This window comes from Streptomyces sp. NPDC041068 (assembly GCF_040647455.1).
Lineage (GTDB): Bacteria > Actinomycetota > Actinomycetes > Streptomycetales > Streptomycetaceae > Streptomyces.
This window is the reverse complement of sequence record NZ_JBEZCG010000002.1, coordinates 42614-58927: the sequence shown is the minus strand read 5'-3', so window position 1 is coordinate 58927 and position 16314 is coordinate 42614. Positions and strand designations below refer to the sequence as shown.

Annotated in this window: 13 protein-coding genes; 5 read left to right on the top strand and 8 right to left on the bottom strand. The window is 66.0% G+C overall.

All coding sequences use genetic code 11. From position 1 onward, the window contains the following. Positions 1–25: 25 nt before the first annotated feature. The 4 genes from AB0B50_RS04070 to AB0B50_RS04055 form a co-directional block, all read right to left on the bottom strand. Complete coding sequence (locus AB0B50_RS04070) at positions 26–889, bottom strand: hypothetical protein (RefSeq protein ID WP_362325233.1); 864 nt, start codon at positions 887–889, stop codon at positions 26–28. A 3100-nt stretch (positions 890–3989) separates the two neighbouring features. Further along, the gene (locus tag AB0B50_RS04065) at positions 3990–4154 is read right to left on the bottom strand and encodes a hypothetical protein (protein ID WP_362325230.1); all 165 of its coding nucleotides are present in this window, start codon (positions 4152–4154) and stop codon (positions 3990–3992) included. Positions 4155–4776: 622 nt separating this feature from the next. Further along, positions 4777–5064 (bottom strand): hypothetical protein, encoded by a 288-nt coding sequence (locus tag AB0B50_RS04060; RefSeq protein ID WP_362325227.1) that lies wholly within the window; start codon positions 5062–5064, stop codon positions 4777–4779. 87 nt (positions 5065–5151) lie between these two features. After that, complete coding sequence (locus AB0B50_RS04055) at positions 5152–5436, bottom strand: helix-turn-helix transcriptional regulator (protein ID WP_362325224.1); 285 nt, start codon at positions 5434–5436, stop codon at positions 5152–5154. A gap of 378 nt (positions 5437–5814) precedes the next feature. Here AB0B50_RS04055 and AB0B50_RS04050 point away from each other — a divergent pair, with 378 nt between their 5' ends. The 5 genes from AB0B50_RS04050 (at position 5815) to gltX (ending at position 12125) form a co-directional block, all read left to right on the top strand. Further along, positions 5815–7011, top strand: coding sequence for a helix-turn-helix transcriptional regulator (locus AB0B50_RS04050; protein WP_362325221.1), 1197 nt, complete (start codon positions 5815–5817; stop codon positions 7009–7011). Positions 7012–7029: 18 nt separating this feature from the next. Further along, entirely contained in the window at positions 7030–7764 is a 735-nt protein-coding gene (locus AB0B50_RS04045; protein WP_362325218.1) for a creatininase family protein, read from the top strand. A 1015-nt stretch (positions 7765–8779) separates the two neighbouring features. Then, positions 8780–9769, top strand: coding sequence for a hypothetical protein (locus tag AB0B50_RS04040; protein ID WP_362325215.1), 990 nt, complete (start codon positions 8780–8782; stop codon positions 9767–9769). 113 nt (positions 9770–9882) lie between these two features. Continuing rightward, on the top strand, positions 9883–10527 hold the full coding sequence (locus tag AB0B50_RS04035) for a DUF6886 family protein (protein ID WP_362325212.1): 645 nt from the start codon (positions 9883–9885) through the stop codon (positions 10525–10527). A 230-nt stretch (positions 10528–10757) separates the two neighbouring features. After that, positions 10758–12125, top strand: coding sequence for a glutamate--tRNA ligase (gltX, locus tag AB0B50_RS04030; protein WP_362326767.1), 1368 nt, complete (start codon positions 10758–10760; stop codon positions 12123–12125). Positions 12126–12136: 11 nt separating this feature from the next. Here gltX and AB0B50_RS04025 read toward each other — a convergent pair whose 3' ends face one another. Genes AB0B50_RS04025 through AB0B50_RS04010 form a run of 4 tightly spaced genes read right to left on the bottom strand, consistent with a single transcriptional unit; the run spans position 12137 to position 16300 of the window. Further along, positions 12137–13129: a glycosyltransferase gene (locus AB0B50_RS04025; protein ID WP_362325209.1), complete on the bottom strand. Its 993-nt coding sequence runs from the start codon at positions 13127–13129 to the stop codon at positions 12137–12139. Then, the gene (locus AB0B50_RS04020; RefSeq protein ID WP_362325205.1) at positions 13126–13731 is read right to left on the bottom strand and encodes an HD domain-containing protein; all 606 of its coding nucleotides are present in this window, start codon (positions 13729–13731) and stop codon (positions 13126–13128) included. Before AB0B50_RS04020 ends, AB0B50_RS04025 begins: the two co-directional genes overlap by 4 nt. Beyond that, positions 13728–15455 carry a carbamoyltransferase C-terminal domain-containing protein gene (locus tag AB0B50_RS04015; RefSeq protein WP_362325202.1) on the bottom strand — a complete coding sequence of 576 codons (1728 nt, stop codon included), beginning with the start codon at positions 15453–15455 and terminating at the stop codon, positions 13728–13730. The genes AB0B50_RS04020 and AB0B50_RS04015 overlap by 4 nt, the downstream gene beginning before the upstream one ends. Before the next feature lie 23 nt (positions 15456–15478). Next, positions 15479–16300, bottom strand: a complete 822-nt coding sequence (locus tag AB0B50_RS04010; protein WP_362325199.1) for a radical SAM protein — start codon at positions 16298–16300, stop codon at positions 15479–15481. Positions 16301–16314: the final 14 nt, after the last annotated feature.

Sequence of the window (16314 nt, the reverse complement as noted above, 5' to 3'; positions counted from 1 at the left end):
AACGTCCCGGGAGCGGCAGTCTGACTCACTGCTCCGTACCCGCGATAGCGCGGGCGACTGGGACGGTACGCAGATACCGCAGCGCGCTGTGCGGATCACCGATGCCGTTGTCGACCTCGGCATCGACGACCGCGGGGGCAGCGTTCAATCCACCTCCACCGGTGATGAAATCACTCGGGTCGAAAACATTGATCCATCGAATTTCGCTAGGCAACTTCAAGGCTTCGCCCTCGGTAATGCCCAAGCCGCGACGCACCGACGGAATCCCCAAAGGTGAACCACACGTCACCAGTGTGCGCACGCCGGCCAACTGAGTGAGCGGAGTTTTCCCACGACTAAGCAGGTCGTAGGCGATCACACTGCCCAGCGAATGCCCCAAGACAACAGAAGTCGCCGCGCCAAAGGAATCAGCCACCAAACCCTGAACCTGATCGGCAAGATCCGGCTCATACAGGTAGTACCGCACCTCGCGCATCGCCTTGACGAAGAGCGCGCCACCGCCACGCGAGAAACGCCGGTCGTACGCCATTACCAAACGCGTCAACCGAGACGGCCACAACTGCGGAAGTCCCAACGTCTGCACCGATAGCTCCTGACTACGGGCTACATCGTCGGGACCGAGGATCTCCTCTAGCGCCCCGGAAGCAAACTCGACTTCCTCCTCACGCAATGGCACAGCAGCATCGAACGGGTCGTCCCCAGCCCCCAGCCGATCGGCACCGCGGGCCAGCAGCGAGGACCAGTGAGGCACGTCCAAAGCAGGCCCGCAGTCATGCAGTTCCCCCACACCGTCGAGACCGCGATGGATCGCCTTGCGCCATTCCCCTGTCAGCCGCGACTGCGACATCTTGGCCTGCCAAATCCCGTGAATCCCCACAATGTGCACCATGTGCGCATCGCCCCCGGCTATCGCCCCGCCATGTCAGACAACGAGACTAATGCGAGCCCACGCCACGACGGTGAACTCTGTCGTTTTACTCCTCCAGCCCTCAGGCCGCTACACCTCCGACAGTCTGTTGTCACCAGGACTGGACCACGTAACCATCGCCGTAGGTGCAGGCAGCACTGCTGTTCCAATCCACAGCCCTTCCCTCGAGCGCAGGGAGGATCCCCTCACCGACGGCCAGCAGCCCTCAGGGTGCGCGCGCTCCCGGCCCCCGCTCGAGTGGCCCAAGGACCCGACCGAAGCCTCGAACAACGGCAAGAACTCCCTACCCCGGGAACGTCTCCTTGGATGCTGTGCGACGCACATCAGCTCCTGCAGCTCCGCTGCATGCCAGGATATTCCCCAACTTCGTTACAAAGCTGCTCTGTTGTTCCGCTACTCCCCGCACACTCACGGATGCTCCCGACGCGGCGGCTAGGGTCGAGCACGGAGCGCCGTTCCCCACGTATATGGAGATAGTCGCTTCGACCGGCTCGTCCTGGCCGACGTGAACATCTATTTCCCGCACCAGCGGGGACGGTCCGTACGAAATCTCCAGGGCGGGTTTGACAGAGACCCGCTCCTGCCACGCGCGAGAATGGTCCCGCGCCGTGGGGGACGATGACACGTTCACCCTGCTGCCCCGGGCTTGCGCGGTTGTTCCCTGGGCCTGGCTCCTGGCGGGCGAGCTGACGGCCTGCTCACCGCACCCGCGGTGATGTACCCGGGCTGCGGCCGACGTTCAACGCGCTCACCCAGTGCTCCCCGTACCCACGGGGATGTTCCCACTGCTGGCTACCTTCGGACGAACCCCGCGTACTGCTCCCCGCGGCCGTGGGGATGGCCCCTCTTCCACGGTGGCGAACACCAGCGGCCGCGGGTGCTCTCCACACTCGCGGAGATGTTCCCCCGGCGAGCCCGAAGATGGCTGCGTACTCCGGGTGCTCCCCGTACCCGCGGGGATGTTCCTCGCCGCCGTCGCGGCCGAGGATGAGGCCGGAGTGCTCCTCGCACCCGCGGGGATGGACCCGCGTCGATGGCCGCCTCGGCGCGTTCGATCTTGTACTCCCTGCGACCGCAGGGATGTTCCCAGCAACGGCGGTCCGGGAGTTGGTTGCCCTTCACACTCCCCTCACCCGCGGGGATGCTCCCTCGTCGAACAGGCCGTTGCCCGAGTCCCGGGCCTCCTTCCCGCGCCCGCGGAGATTTTCCCGAGGAAGCGACACTTCCGGACGCGCAGTTCCGGTGATCCCTGCACCCGCGGGTACGTTCCCACCGGGCTCGTGGACCGGGACTTGTGGGGCCACCGCTCCCCGCGCCTGCAGGGATGCTCCCTCGGCCTGCACGGCGATCAGGTTGGCCAAGGCCTGCTCTCCGCGTCTGCGGGGATGTCCCCGGGCGCCGCTGCACTGGCCTCGTCACCCCATGCTGCTCCCCGCACCCATAGGGATGTTCCCGTCTGGCTGTTCTCGCCGCTGAGGTCGAAGAGCTGCCACCGCCGCGCGGATGTTCCCGGGACCGACGGGAGCACAGTGGAACTTCGTGCTGCTCCCTGCACCCGCAGGGATGTTCCCCCGAAAGCGAAAAGCCCGGCTGGCGCGCTGGGCTGCTCCCCGCGCCCGCGGGGATGTTCCCCAGCACTGACGGCACTGCCCCTTGGGCGGGTTGCGCACCCCGCGCCTGCGGGGATGGGCCCAGCTCGCGCTTGGTCATGTACGTGGCTTCAGCCTGCACCCCGCACCTGCGGGGACGTTCCCCCGACGAAGACCGACTCCATCACCCTGGGGCTCTGTTCCCCGCACATGTGGAGTTGCTCCCTCCTGGAAGGTCAGGGACGATCGCCACACGGACGGCTCCCCGCGCCTGCGGGGATGTTCCCGCGGAGACGGTTTTCGGAGTGGAGACGTGGAGGCTGCTCCCCGCACCCGCGGGGATGGACCCACGGCCGAGGAGGCTGAGGCCGCCAAGCGTGCCTACTCCCTGCGCCGGCGGGTATGGCCCCTTCTTCCTCGACCGGAACCCAAACAAGGAAGACTGCTCCCTGCACATGCGGGGATGGACCTCAGGGCCGAAGTCCGTCAGCTGGACACGATACTGTTCCCCGTTCACGCGGGGATGGTCCCAAGGTCCAGGAGGATGCTGACGGCTGGATGGTCTGCTCCCCACTCACGCGGAGATGGTCCCGTGATGTCCGTGCGGTGCTGAGCGGCAAGGCCCTACTCCCCGCGCACGCGAGGATGTTCCCAGAGCATGCTGACGCAGTGGAAGCGGCGGGAGGTGCTCCCCGCGCCTGCGGGAATGTTCCCAGCGGCCGCTTGTCGCCGTCGACCATGGCGCCGAGCTCCCCGCGCTTGCGGGGATGTTCCCGACATCACCCGCGCCGAGTACGCGCTCCGCCTGTGCTCGTTCCCCCTGTCTGCGAGATCCCCGAGCCGGACCCGCCGTGCTCCCCGCACCCGCGCGGATGTTCCCCACGACCTTCGGCCGCGTCGGTACCTGGAGAGGTGCTCCCTGCACCCGCGGGGATGTCCCAGCGGGCCGATACCGCCGGTACCGGTGTCCTCCTGATCCCCGTGTCCGCGGGGATGGCCCAACCTGGCCGGGGGCCGCCTCGTTTCCGGGGCTCTGCTCCTCGCGCACGCGGGGATGGACCCTTGGGAGACTCGGCTTCGGAGACCTCCGCCTTTTACTCCCCGCACCCGCGAGGATGGCCCCCTCCAATCGCAGGAGGAAGAGGCCCTCGACGTCCGCTCCCCGCGCCTGCGGGGCTGGACTCCGCGAGATCGCCGACCGCGTCCGCCCCGTCCTCTGCTCCCCGCGCCCATGGGGATGGACCCGTCGTCTCCGCCGGGCTGATGGCCACTTGGTCCTGCTCCCTGCACCCGCGGGGGATGAACCCTCGGCAGGAGCCGCAACGAGCGGCATCGGAGCCCCCTCCCCGTGCACGCGGGGATGTTCCCCTACGAAGCAGCTTCTGCGCATCAGCCTAACCACCTGCTCTCCGCATCTGCGGCTGAGCTCGCCGGTCACGCAGGGCGCTGCATCGGTGATGTCCGGGTGTGCGTTACGGGCGACTGCTCTCCGGGGATCCGGACGGGTGGACGCAGTTGAGGTCGAGGAGTGGTACGAGGCTGTTCAGCAGGCGGCGGCCGAAGGTCGCTTCTTCTTCGTGGAGATAGCAGTGGTCGTAGCGGCTGATCATCGCTGAAGGGCCGCCTAGCTCGCCCACGTAGTGTCCTGCCCCCCCCAGAACGTGATCGGCAACGGTCACAAGACATTACGGGCAGCCCTGTGCACTGCCTCCTGCCCACAGGGGGTGGGTATTCTCCGAGAGTCACGCAACGTGGCGGTCCCGGCAGACGGAGCTGGTGCCGTCGGACTGAGGAAACCCGGATGTGGGTGTGCAGCGTGATTCTGGATAGTTGCTGCATGAGCCCGCTTGCCGTTGCGTGTGCTGTTGTCGATGAGAAGTTTCCTGCCGCTCGGGCTGCCTTCTTGGAGGCAGCACCACCCCGAAGCGGTGCACGCCATGTCCGACCTGGACATTGTCGTTCTACTCCCCGGGCCTACGGCCCCGTACCGGGAGAGCCTCCTGTACAGCCCCTGGCCTGTGGAGCTCCTTGTTGCACACTGAGGTGTCCTGGCAGGCCTTCATCGAGCGTGAGATCAGCCAGAGGCGTTCGCCTCTGCTGTGGATGTGCGCGGAAGGCGTACTGCTCCTCGATCGTGACGGTGTCGGAGAGAAGAAGATCGCCAGCGAGGCCCAAAGACTCGTGGCAGCAGGAGTTCCAAAAGCGACAGCAGGCGAGTTAGGGGACCGGCGTTACGGCATCACCGATCTCTTGGATGACCTAGCGGGATGTGACGACGCCGGGGAACGAGTGTTCATCGTGACCGAACTGGTTCGGCGTGCAGCCGAGTTGGTCTTGGTGGTGAACGGCGCGTGGCTCGGCGGCGGGAAGTGGCTGGCTCATCACGTCGAGGCGGTCGAGCCAGGCTTCAGCAGGAAGCTGAGCACAACCGTCCGTGCTGACCTGGCGGGACACGGGGAGGATCTGGTTGGCATGGTTGACGCCGTGCTGAATCGGCGCGGCAGGCGCTTGTGGGCCGGTTGCCAACGTGGCGGCGTCGTACAGCAACTCGGCCAGCGGTCAGTCTCGGTTCGCCAGCCTTGGCGCCTTAACGTCCGGCAGCCATCGCCATCGGTCTTGGATCCTGGCCCGCACTCAAGAGGAAATGCTTGACAGTCCTGTGGAACAGCTTGTCGGCGGGGCTTCGTCGGGATGGGGGCGCAGCATCGGTCCGGTTACTTCGATGGGTGCTTCCAGACCATCGAGCAGCGCAATGATTCGGTCAATGTTGGTGAGGCGACGTCTGCCCGATTCGAGTAGGGACAGGAAGGATTGGCTGAGCTCGGTGAGGGTGGCCATGTCCTCCTGCCGGAGCTCGCCGAGTTCTCGGATGAGGCGGCATAGGGTGCCGAAGTCCCGTTGGATCAGGGCCGTCTTCACGTCCCTGTGCTGCCATACGTGCGGTGGGACGAAGGGAACCCTCGGCTGTTCAACCTCCCTTCCACGGCCGCATCCACAGCACAGGTCAGCGGGGTTGTACCTGCTCAGCCGACAGGAACAGCGGATGCACCGGCGTTCTCCCTGCGCGACCACAGGTACCTCGGCGGCTTGCATCGCCGGCACGGTCATCCACTCCTCCACGGAACGAGCCTTCAACCTGAAGAGCGCCACGTCGGCGCAGGTACCAGTAAGCCGTGGCCGCGAGCGATTGACAGTGGACAGGGTTAACAACCGGCCTCGTTAACTGTTAACCCCCCACGTCAGCCTGGGGTTAACGTCATGATGGGCTCCATGTGAGTTGGGATCGCGGAGGGGCCGATGGGGGCGAAGAGCAAGCTGCAGGCGGCCCGACTGCGTGCTGACTGGACACAAGCTGAGCTGATCGACGCGTTGGTCGCTGCTGCGGATCGGCTAGGCGTGGCATCGCCGTCACCGTCCAGTTGGAAGACCCTCATCTCGATGTACGAGAACGGGCGCCGTCCGGTCAGCCCGGACCATCGGCCTTTGTTCCGCGAGGTGTACCGGGCCACGGACGAGGAGCTCGGCTTACCGATCTCGGAGAAGGTGCCGGAGCTTCAGGCCGCTCCGCCTTCGACTCTGTTGCGCAGCAAACTGCCTGTGCCGGTGAACCCGGAGATGCTCAAGTACCTGACGTCGGTGCTTGATCAGCACGCGCAGGCCGAGCCGTTGGTCGGTCCGCTGTTTCTCGTCGCCCCTGTCGAGGCTCAGGTGCCTCTGATTGAGCAGATGTGCTTGGAGGCGTACGGGCCCCTGCGGGAACGCGTGCTGCGTCTCGGCGCCCGGTACACCGAGTTCCTGGGCTGGCTGTACCAGGACGTGGGCAACTCTGATGAGGCCATGAAGTGGACGAGCCAGGCCATGGACTATGCCCAGGAGCTGAACGACTCGTCGCTCATGGCGTACATCTTTCAGCGGCGAAGCAACATCGCCACGGAGGCCGGGTATGCCGGGCACGGGGCTGGACTTGCCAGCGCGGCCCTACGGTATGCACCGGATCTCTCCCCTCGCGTTCGTGCGGTTGTCCTGCGCCAGCTGGCGAACAGCAAAGCCAGCCTGGGCGAACATGCCGAGGCCATGCGGGCCATCGATCAAGCTCTGGAGGCCGCGGTCCAAGGGGACGACGACGATCCAATGGCCGGGTACTGCTCCGTCGCCTACGTCGAAATGGAGGGAGCCAACTGTGATCTCCGACTGGAGCGACCAGAGAACGCAGTCGGTACCTTCACGGAAAGCTTGCAGCACTGGCCGGCGGTACAAGAGCGTGATCGCGGGCTGTGCCTAGCACGGCTGGCGACAGCAGACGCCACCATGGGCAATGTGGAGAGCGCACACGCCGCAGCCCAACAGGCGCTCCGTATTGCCGAACAGACCGGTTCAGCTCGTATCCGAGATCAGCTGTTCCGTCTGCAGCCCCGTCTTGCGCCGTGGCGCAAGCTGGTGGAAATCTCCGAGCTGAACCAGGCGCTCGACAGTTTGAAGGGCGCCGCCGTGTAATACGAGCGAAGGAGCACCGTGAACCTGCTGCCGACTGCTACCAGCACCGACGTCGAGAAGCAGCAGCCCCGGGTCGCCGTGCTCCCCGTCGGCTCCTTCGAACAGCACGGTCGTTACCTGCCGCTGGTCACGGACACGGCGATCGCCTGCATCATCGCCCGAGAGATCGCGAACACCTATCCCGTGCATCTGCTGCCTCCCATTACCGTGTCGTGCAGCCACGAACACGGCTCCTGGCCGGGCACGGTCAGTATCAGCGCCAAGACCTTGTTCGCGGTGATCGACGACATCCAAGCGTCACTCGCACGCTCTGGGATCGAAAAGCTGGTGATCGTGAACGGGCACGGCGGGAACTACGTACTCTCCAACGTGGTCCAGGAGGCGAACGTCGACGGGCCTCGCATGTCGCTGTTCCCCCTCAGCTCCGATTGGGAGCAGGCCAGGAAGCACGCCGAGTTGGTATCCGACCGGCACGGCGACATGCACGCCGGTGAGATCGAGACCTCCCTGCTCCTGCACGCTGCCCCAGAGCTTGTGCGGCCTGGCTACGAGAACGCGGACCACGACGGTGGAGCACGGCGGTTCCTCCTGACGCTCGGCATGGGCGCCTATACCGACTCTGGCGTGATCGGCTACCCCTCCTACGCAACGGCCGCCAAGGGGAAGGCCGTGCTGGCCAGCCTCACGGACGCCTTCGCCGAGCATCTGGAAGTCCTTGGTGAGCCCTCGACAGGTCGTCTCGTAGGCGGCTGACTCGTCGCGAGCCCGTTGTCCGGACGACCAGCAAGGCAGAGTCCGTAATGCGGCATCTCCAGGCATACGCTGGCGGCCGGTTCGGCGGCGCTAACACGCTTCGTGGCGCTCGGGCCGGTCAGCGTGGTGCGGGTCTAGTGGAGGGCAGTGTGTCAACTGGTGCTGGCGGGGCCAGTCTTGGCGAGAGCGACCGTGGACATCTCGGTGGTCGTCGAGTACTCACCGCAGAGCAAGTCAGGCGGGCCCGGCAGGCGGCTCGGAAGGGCGTCTCCGTTGATCAGCTGTCGCGAGAGATCAACGTGAGCAATAGGGCGCTTTCCAAGGCGATCTACGGGGTGACGTGGAAGCACCTGACAGAACCGCCGCCACTGGCGCGGCCTGCCCCCGCGGACCCTGACCAGCCGAGCCCGACGGTTCTGGATCGGGACCGAGTCCGCAGACTGAGGCACGACCACGAGCTAGGCGCTTCGGTTGGCTCCCTCACGTCGGAAGAGGGGCTGTCCTACAACACCGTGCACGATGCAGTCCGCGGTGTCACCTGGGTCGAGGGGGACGGGGCATCAGAGGAATCTCCCGAGCACCAGCGCCCCGGCGTATTGCTGACCGCCGATGTGGTTGCCGACATGCGCCGTGCACACGCCACTGGCGCTTCCTTGCGTTCACTCGCCGACACGTCCGGCCTGGCCTACGCCACGGTCCGAGCCGCAGTGCGCGGAACCACATGGCGCCACATCACCGACCCACCTCCCGTGCCCCCCACAGGGCGAGGCGGGCAGCATGCGCTCACCGTTGAACAGGAGGCGGCTCTCGTGGAAAGGCGCGAGCGGGAAGGAAAGACGTACGCCCAACTCGGTGCAGCCTTCGGCATCAGCGAGGCCACGGCTTGGCACGTCTACCATCGCGCACTGCGCAACGAGCAGGGAGCCCACGGGTCTTCCGATTCATAAGGGCGCTGAGGTTGTCGCGCGGGCCAGCAGTACGCTCCCGTACTGGCTCGGCCAGCGGGAGGGGAACCATGATCCGGAGTCTGCGCAGTCAGCTCGATGCCCGACAACAGGGGAAAGCCGACGCGGCTATCCGGAAGCTGAAGGACAACACCGAAGTGCTCGGCATCGGTCCGGTGCCAGAATCGCTCTGCGCCGCCATCAAGGAGCGGTATTTGACGGCTCCGCTGGCGTGGGCCGTCATGGTGCCAGTCGCCGTGATTCAGTGGCTGCTCTTCTATCGGTTGATGAACAACCTACTGGTAGACGAACTACCGCAGCACGCTCCGCAGTGGCTTGTTGATGACTTAACAGGCAAAGCGCCTGGATCTGTCACGAGTGGGGCGGCCTGGATACAGTTCGCACGGGACTGGGTGCTGGGAATCAGCTATCTGCTCATTATGCGCCGCACGATGGTCTACCTGGCAATGACCTTCAACCTGCGAGCGTTCATGTTCGAGCGCGTGGACAGGTGGGCCGACCTGATAGGCGAGTGCGCGGAAGTCGTGCGCGCGCCGTCCGTTCACGAGCGCCACCATCATGGGCCGAGCCTCCGCTTCGCGATACTCCGCGTGCGCGGGGCGGCTTGGTCGCGAGGTACCGTGCGCTCCTTCGACTGGCAGCGTCGCATCACGCTACGCCGCCACGCCTTTCGCGTCGTAGCGGCGCTACGGGAGGCTCGGGGAGAGTTCGTCACCGACCCAAAGTCCGCGGCGAAGCGACTGGGAGAGCTGACGCTGACGATCAGCGAACGGTACGTGGACCGGCGTGTCGACATGCTGCTTGACGAAGGCGACATCGGGGAGGCTGGACGTTCCCGGCCGCGCGGCGAGGCACTGCAATTGGCGATCTCGGCGGTCCTGCTGGCGGTGATCGCATTGGTGGCTTCAGCCTTCCACCTGCCTGTGCCCATCACCATGGCAGCCGTCGTGATCACCGTCGCCGTCGTATACCGCAGTGCGGTCGCCGCAGGTTTGGGCGTTCTAGCCGCCCTCTCCCCCCTGTTCTTCCCCGGGAAATAGGCCCAACCTCTGGCGCATGCATGCCTGCGCCGGGTCCCGCATCCTCGGATAAGGATGTGGGAAGAATCCCGAAACGCGATTCCCGTGCGTGTCGGCTCAAATAGCATGCTGTGATGCGGCCAAATCCTGGGCAAGTACTGCACTTCTCCGAGGATCCGACGATCACCCGCTTCATCCCCCGCGTTTCACCGACGTCGAAGGATTCGGGAGCCTATGTCTGGGCGGTCGACGCCGCCCGCGCCCCGGACTACTGGTTCCCCAAGCAGTGTCCCCGGGCTATGGCCTGGGTGACGCCCGACACGTCCCCTGCGGACCGCGAGCGGATCATCAGCCCAGGCGGGGGCTATCGAGTACACGCGATCGAGTACGACTGGTTGGACGAGATTCGAAACGTCCGTCTCTACGCCTACCGGTTCGACTCCTCGCTCTTTCGCCCCATCGGCGGGCCCACCCCGCGTGCTCACGTCGCGGAGGAGCCCATCGAGCCACTGGGTCCCCCCGAACCCGTCGGTGATCTCTTTGCCCTGCACGCCGAGGCCGGCATCCAGCTGCGGGTCATGGATGTCTTGTGGCCGTACTGGGAGACGGTGATCACTAGCACCCTCGGCTTCAACGGCATACGGCTGCGCAATTCCTTGGGGCACCCCGCCCACCGGCCCGAGGCCCGCCCGCGAATGCGCCTCGGCCAAGCAAGCTCGGCTGGAGCAGCTACGGAAGGGGAACGAGACGGAACGCAGGGCGGAAGGGTGTCCCAATAGGGTCTGCGATCCGCGCGTTCAGGCGAGGATCGGCCCGGTGATCTCAGCGGCGAGGCGGCGGCGACATGCGGCGAGCCGTCCGGTTCTCCCCCTATCCCGCAACTGATCGCGGTCTGTAGTTCCACGGAGACAGATCGAGAAGGCGCGAACGAGCACCCGATGGGAATCGGTAGGCTTGCGGCATGTCTACTGCCTCCACGCGCGTACGTTTCGCCCCGTCTCCGACCGGAATGTTCCATGTTGGCGGGGCCCGGTCGGCTCTCTACAACTGGGCCGTCGCACGACAGTCGGGGGGCAAGTTCGTCCTACGCATCGAGGACACCGACGCGGCCCGCAACAAGCCCGAGTGGATCGACGGCATCATCAGCGCGCTCGCATCCATCGGGATCTCCAAGGACGACCCCGCCTTTGAGGGCCCCTACTTCCAGTCGCAGAACGCTGACCGGCACCGCGAGGCCGCCCAGCAGCTCTATGCGCAGGGCCGCGCCTACTACTGTGACTGCACCCGTGAGCAGGTGCAGGAGCGGACCGGTTCGCAGCACCTCGGCTACGACGGCTTTTGCCGGGACCGGGGCCTGGAGTACGTGGAGGGCCGGGCGCTGCGCTTCAGCACGCCCACCGAGGGCGAGACGGTCGTCGTGGACCTGATCCGCGGGGAGCCGTCCTTCCCGAATTCGGCGATCGAGGACTTCGTCATCGCCCGCGGAGACGGCTCCCCTGTCTTCTTGATCGCCAACGTCGTCGACGACCTCGACGAGGGGATCACCCTCGTCATCCGGGGCGAGGAGCACCTGTCGAATACACCGAAGCAGCAGCTGCTGTGGGAGGCGCTCGGCGCGAAGCCCCCGGTGTGGGCGCACCTGCCGGTGATCGTGAACGAGAAGCGGCAGAAGCTGTCCAAGCGCCGCGACAAGGTCGCCCTTGAGGACTACCTCGCGGAGGGCTACCTGCCCGAGGCGATGACCAATTATCTGATGCTGCTCGGCTGGGGCCCCGGCGACGACGTAGAGCTCCTCCCGTACGAGGAGCTGGAGCAGAAGTTCCGCGTCGAGGACGTGAACACCTCCCCGGCCTTCTTCGACGTCAAGAAGCTGTCCGCGTTCAACGGCGAGTACATCCGTGCCCTGCCGGTGGAGAAGTTCATCGAAGCGTGTGAGCCGTGGCTGCGTGCACCGCATGCCAACTGGGCGCCCGAGGACTTCGACGAGGAAGCCTGGAAGGCGATCGCCCCGCACGCCCAGACCCGCGTGGCCGTCCTTTCCGACATCACGGCCAACGTCGACTTCCTGTTCCTGAAGGAGCCGGTCGAGGATGAGGCGTCCTGGACCAAGGCGATGAAGGGCGACCCGGTAGCCCTGCTGACTACAGCTCGCGCCAAGCTGGAGACGGCTGACTGGTCGAGCCCCGAGGCTTTGAAGGAGGCCGTCCTAGCGGCCGGCGAGGAGCACGGCCTCAAGCTCGGCAAGGCCCAGGCTCCCGTCCGTGTCGCCGTCACCGGCCGCACGGTCGGTCTGCCCCTCTTCGAGTCGTTGGAGGTCCTGGGCAAGGACCGCACTCTGGCCCGGATCGACGCCGCTGTGGAGAAGCTCGCCGTCTGACCAGAGCGTGATCAGGGTCCCGCCACCTCTGTGAGGAGGCGGGACCAGGCGTCACGGAAGTACGTCGTGTCGAAGCGGGCGAGTGTCTCGTACACGGTCTTCGACTCGCCTGGTGGCGCGTCTGCGCGGTCCCGAATCTGCTGCGGCAGCTGCCGCAGATCGGGTACCGGTTGCTGGGTGAGGTTCGCGAGATCACCGAGTCCGGCGATCGGCCGGATGAGGCAGGGCAGGCCAAGGAGCAGTGCTTCCGCTGCGCAGCGGCTCCAGCCTTCCTTCATACGGGGAGCGAAGACTCCGACGTCGCAGGCCCGCAGCAGTTGCAGGTACTGCGGGCGAGGCAGGTCGTAGTGGTGTCCCGGGGAGCCGATGGTGTTGCTGCCCGTGGTCACCAGGTGGAGTCCGGGCTCGTTCTCGATGGCGGCGGCCACCGTGTCCGTGCCTTTCCAGTGCACCGCTTTGCCCGCGTACACAGAGATTTCGTCTTCCGGGAGATCGAACTGAGCCTTGCACTCGGCAGAGTCCATGGCGTGTACTTTGTCGATCTCTGCGAGGTCGAAGGCGTTGTAAATCACCTGGACGTTGTGCACTCCGCGGGCCCGGAGGAACGCCGCCCAGGACGGGGCGACACATACGACCGCTCGGCATTGAGTCAGTACCGCGAAGAGTCGGCGCCACAGCAGCGGTTCAAGGGGGCGGGAGTCGAACTGCAGCGGTTCGTAGTGGTGGAAGATGAAGACGGTGCGGGCCCGCATTTCCGGGGTGAACAGCAGGATGCTGAGGTCGTCCCACAGGAACGTGCCCGGCTCATGCTTGAGGTCGCGGATGTGGGGCGCGAGGCGGGCAAGGTGGCGTACCTTCCGGCCTGGGCGGACGGTGTAGCTGCGTTTGAAGTCCGGCACCGTACGCCAGTCGATCTGGTCGGCGGTGGTCTCGTGGATCATGCGGAGGTAGACACGGCCTCCGGTGCGGCCTTGTGGCTCCATGGAGTGGATGACCGGCTTCATGTGGCGGCCTCCGCCTGAGCGTGGTGCTCGGCGGTGAGTAGTTCGTGCGCAGCACGCAGCGGTGCGCTCGCGTCGCGGTGCTTCTCGGCGAGCGGCAGGTACGTGCCGGTCAGGGTGCTGAGGAATCGTGCTTGGCGCCCTGGATCCGGGGAGTGGCGTAGGTCGCGGAGGTTGTCGATGCGGTCTGCGAGACGGACAAGCAGTTCGTCTGAGCCGAGGGCTTGGATCTTGGTGTGCCAGGCGTCGGCGTCGCGTGGCTGCTTAGGGCGTTGTTCCAGGCGGTGGTCGGGCGTCATGGCGCGCAGATGCTGCGCGAGGGGTCTGCCCAGGCCGGATTCGATGAGTGGCTCAGCGGATGGGGAGATTTCCAGCGCGTCGTGCAGGAGGCCGAGGATGAGCAAGTCGGGCTCGACGACACCGAGTTCGCTCCTCAGGATGGTCACGACGCGCACCGGGTGATTGATGTAGGGGGTGCCCTGGTCGCGTACGTGACCGGAGTAGATCGCTATGGCTAGGGCTATAGCGTGTCGGCCGCGCTCTCGGTCGGGCGCCGCCCAGTCCTTGAGGCCGAGTTCGTGAGTCACGGTCGAGGTATTGGTCATGTGCGATCCGTTCCAGAGTTGGCCGGCAGGACGGTGGACTCCTGTATGTGGGGGGCGAGGATCAGCCTGTCGCCGACGGCCAGGGCGTCGAGGCCCAGCTCGACCGCCGCGTCGACGGCTTGCTTGGCGGTGCGGAGGATGGGCGTTCCCTTGAAGTTCAGGGAGGTGTTGAGGAGCACGGGCACGCCGGTGAGCTGGTGAAATTCCTCCAGGAGCGGGCGGACTCCGGAGTGGTCGCGGCTCACGGTCTGCAGCCGGGCGGTTCCGTCGTGGTGGACCACCGCGGGTATGCGGCTCGACTTGCAGTTCCGGACGCGTACGACACGGTTCATGAACGGGTCGGCCTGTCCGAGGAACCAGGCGTTGGCTTCCTCAGCGAGCGTCAGGGGTGCCAGGGGCCTGAAGTCGGCGCGCTGTTTGAGGGTGTTCAGTCGGGTCTTCGTGGCTTCCTTGCCGGGGTGGGCGAGGATCGACCGGTGGCCGAGGGCTCGCGGTCCGAACTCCATTCCGCCCTGTGCCCAGCCCACGATGTGGTGGTCAGCGAGGAGTGCGGCGACCGTGGGGATCAGGCGGTCGCCGAGGCCGGTGATGCTCCGGTATCCACCTGCAAGGACGCCATCGGGCAGAGTGCCGGGGAGCGGGCCCCAGTCGGCATCCTCAGGTGTAGGGAGGAGCGGTTGGCCAAGAACGTAGTTCCAGGCGTAGAGGGCAGCACCGACCGCAGTGCCGGCGTCGTGGGGTGCCGGGGCGACGAACAGGTTCTCGAAGCCGGATTGTTCGGCGAGTGTCCCGTTGAGGTGCGAGTTCAGGGCACAGCCGCCGGAGAAGACCAGCGTGCGTGCGGCCGTCAGATGTCGCAGGTGGCGGGCCACGTGAACGACTGCTTCGGCGAAGACTCGCTGTGCTGCTGCGGCGAGGTCGGCGCGCGCGTCCAGCGACTGCGCGTGAGCAGACCGGGCGGTCCGCATGCCGCCGTCGAGACGGAGCGGGGTGTCGGAGTCGTAGGAACCCCAGGGGGCCGCAATGTGTACGTGCCCGTCGTCGCCGAGGTGGATGAGGTCTCGGAGTTCCTTGTAGTAGTGATCCGGGTCGCCGAACGCGGCCAGGGCCATCATGCTGCCCTCGGCTTCGTTGCCCGGCGGAATTACCCGCTGTGCGAGGTTGCGGTAGAAGTGACCGAGTGAGGGGTGGGTGCGTTCGGGGCCGGTGGGACCTGGGGTGACTGCTGGCGTGACCTGGTGGATGCGGTCGATGCGGTCAGGGGTCAGGGTGTAGCCGGTGATGCGTTCTCGTCCTTCGGCGACGTCCGCGCCGAGGGCGGAGCCACCTGCGTCGATGACGAGCCCGGCTGCGCGCTCTTCGCCGGAGAGCAGGTAGCCGGAGAGAACGTGCGCGGTGTGGTGAGAGATGAGCTTGAGCCGCTTACCCAGTGCCACGGGCAGCATCCCGGCGAGTTCCGTCTGCTCAGGTGATGCCCACGACCCGCTTCGGGGGGTGGATCGCATGGCGGGGGTCCATACGTGGTCGATGTCGTCGACGGTGATGTTGGCGGCTTGCAGGCACCAGTCGAGAGCGTTGGTGGGGACGGTGAGGATGCCCTTGCGGGTGGTGCGGTTGTGCTTGATGCCGCTCCATCTCTCCTCCTCGGCGGCGTAGATGCGGCCGTCGACGATGAGGCAGGCGGAGGTGTCGTGGTGGAAGTTCAGGCCGAGTACAGCGGGCATGGAGGCTCCCGGAGAGTGGGGGTTCAGACAGCGGCTGTACGGGTGGGGGCGGCGGGTGCGGGGACGATCTGGAGACCCGAGTCCTGGTACTCGTGGCACTTCAGGCAGAAGTCGTAGTGCTTGCGGCGCGGCGCGAAGACCTTGGCGGCGAAGTCGTCGTCCCAGACCGTGAATTCGCTGTCGTTCTTGGCCATGGCGTTAAAGCATCGGTAGCAGTCGCCGTCGACTTCGATCATGAGGTGTTGGTCAACGTTGCGGTCGCAGAGTCCGCCGAGGTCGTTGGCTGGCTGGCCGACGTCGATGTGGTGGACATGGTTGGTGACGTGGATGGCGCCATGCTCGTCGCACAACGCAGCCAGGTCTGCGAGACGGTCTGGTGCGATGGCCTCCAGGACGCTGTTGATGACGACGGTCGTTCCGGCCTCACGAAGGACGGGGATGACGGCACGGACTTCGTCGTAGTTGTCGTGTTCTTCGTCGCAGCCGATGAGGACCTGGTCGTAGTGCGCGAGGGTCGACTCGAGGATGCGGTCATTGCGGGCCAGGGTGATCGCGTTGGTGCCGAGCACCATGGTCAGGTTCGGGAAGCGGTCGTGCGCAAGGCTGCTGAGCTGGCTGAAGTCGCGGTGGACGGTGGGCTCGCCACCGTTGATGTGCAGCTGCCGGAAGGGGATCTGTTCGAGGCGGTCGAGGACCTGGGTGAAGGTGCTCAGCGGCATGTTCTCGCCCTGGCCGCCTTCGGCGAAGATGCAGAAGTCGCAGTGGCGATTGCATTTCGTTGTGATCTTGATCTTCGCGGTCTTGAGGGTCCTTTGGGCGGCCGGCAGCAAGGAGGACGGCGTCATGGAGAGCCCCTTTG

Bases quoted from the DNA above. Each gene is read 5' to 3' on its own strand.
- AB0B50_RS04015 (WP_362325202.1), bottom strand. From the start codon at position 15,455: ATGCCCGCTGTACTCGGCCTGAACTTCCACCACGACACCTCCGCCTGC.
- AB0B50_RS04035 (WP_362325212.1), top strand. From the start codon at position 9,883: ATGCGGCCAAATCCTGGGCAAGTACTGCACTTCTCCGAGGATCCGACG.
- AB0B50_RS04040 (WP_362325215.1), top strand. From the start codon at position 8,780: ATGATCCGGAGTCTGCGCAGTCAGCTCGATGCCCGACAACAGGGGAAA.
- gltX (WP_362326767.1), top strand. From the start codon at position 10,758: ATGTTCCATGTTGGCGGGGCCCGGTCGGCTCTCTACAACTGGGCCGTC.
- AB0B50_RS04050 (WP_362325221.1), top strand. From the start codon at position 5,815: ATGGGGGCGAAGAGCAAGCTGCAGGCGGCCCGACTGCGTGCTGACTGG.
- AB0B50_RS04025 (WP_362325209.1), bottom strand. From the start codon at position 13,129: ATGAAGCCGGTCATCCACTCCATGGAGCCACAAGGCCGCACCGGAGGC.
- AB0B50_RS04020 (WP_362325205.1), bottom strand. From the start codon at position 13,731: ATGACCAATACCTCGACCGTGACTCACGAACTCGGCCTCAAGGACTGG.
- AB0B50_RS04070 (WP_362325233.1), bottom strand. From the start codon at position 889: ATGGTGCACATTGTGGGGATTCACGGGATTTGGCAGGCCAAGATGTCG.
- AB0B50_RS04010 (WP_362325199.1), bottom strand. From the start codon at position 16,300: ATGACGCCGTCCTCCTTGCTGCCGGCCGCCCAAAGGACCCTCAAGACC.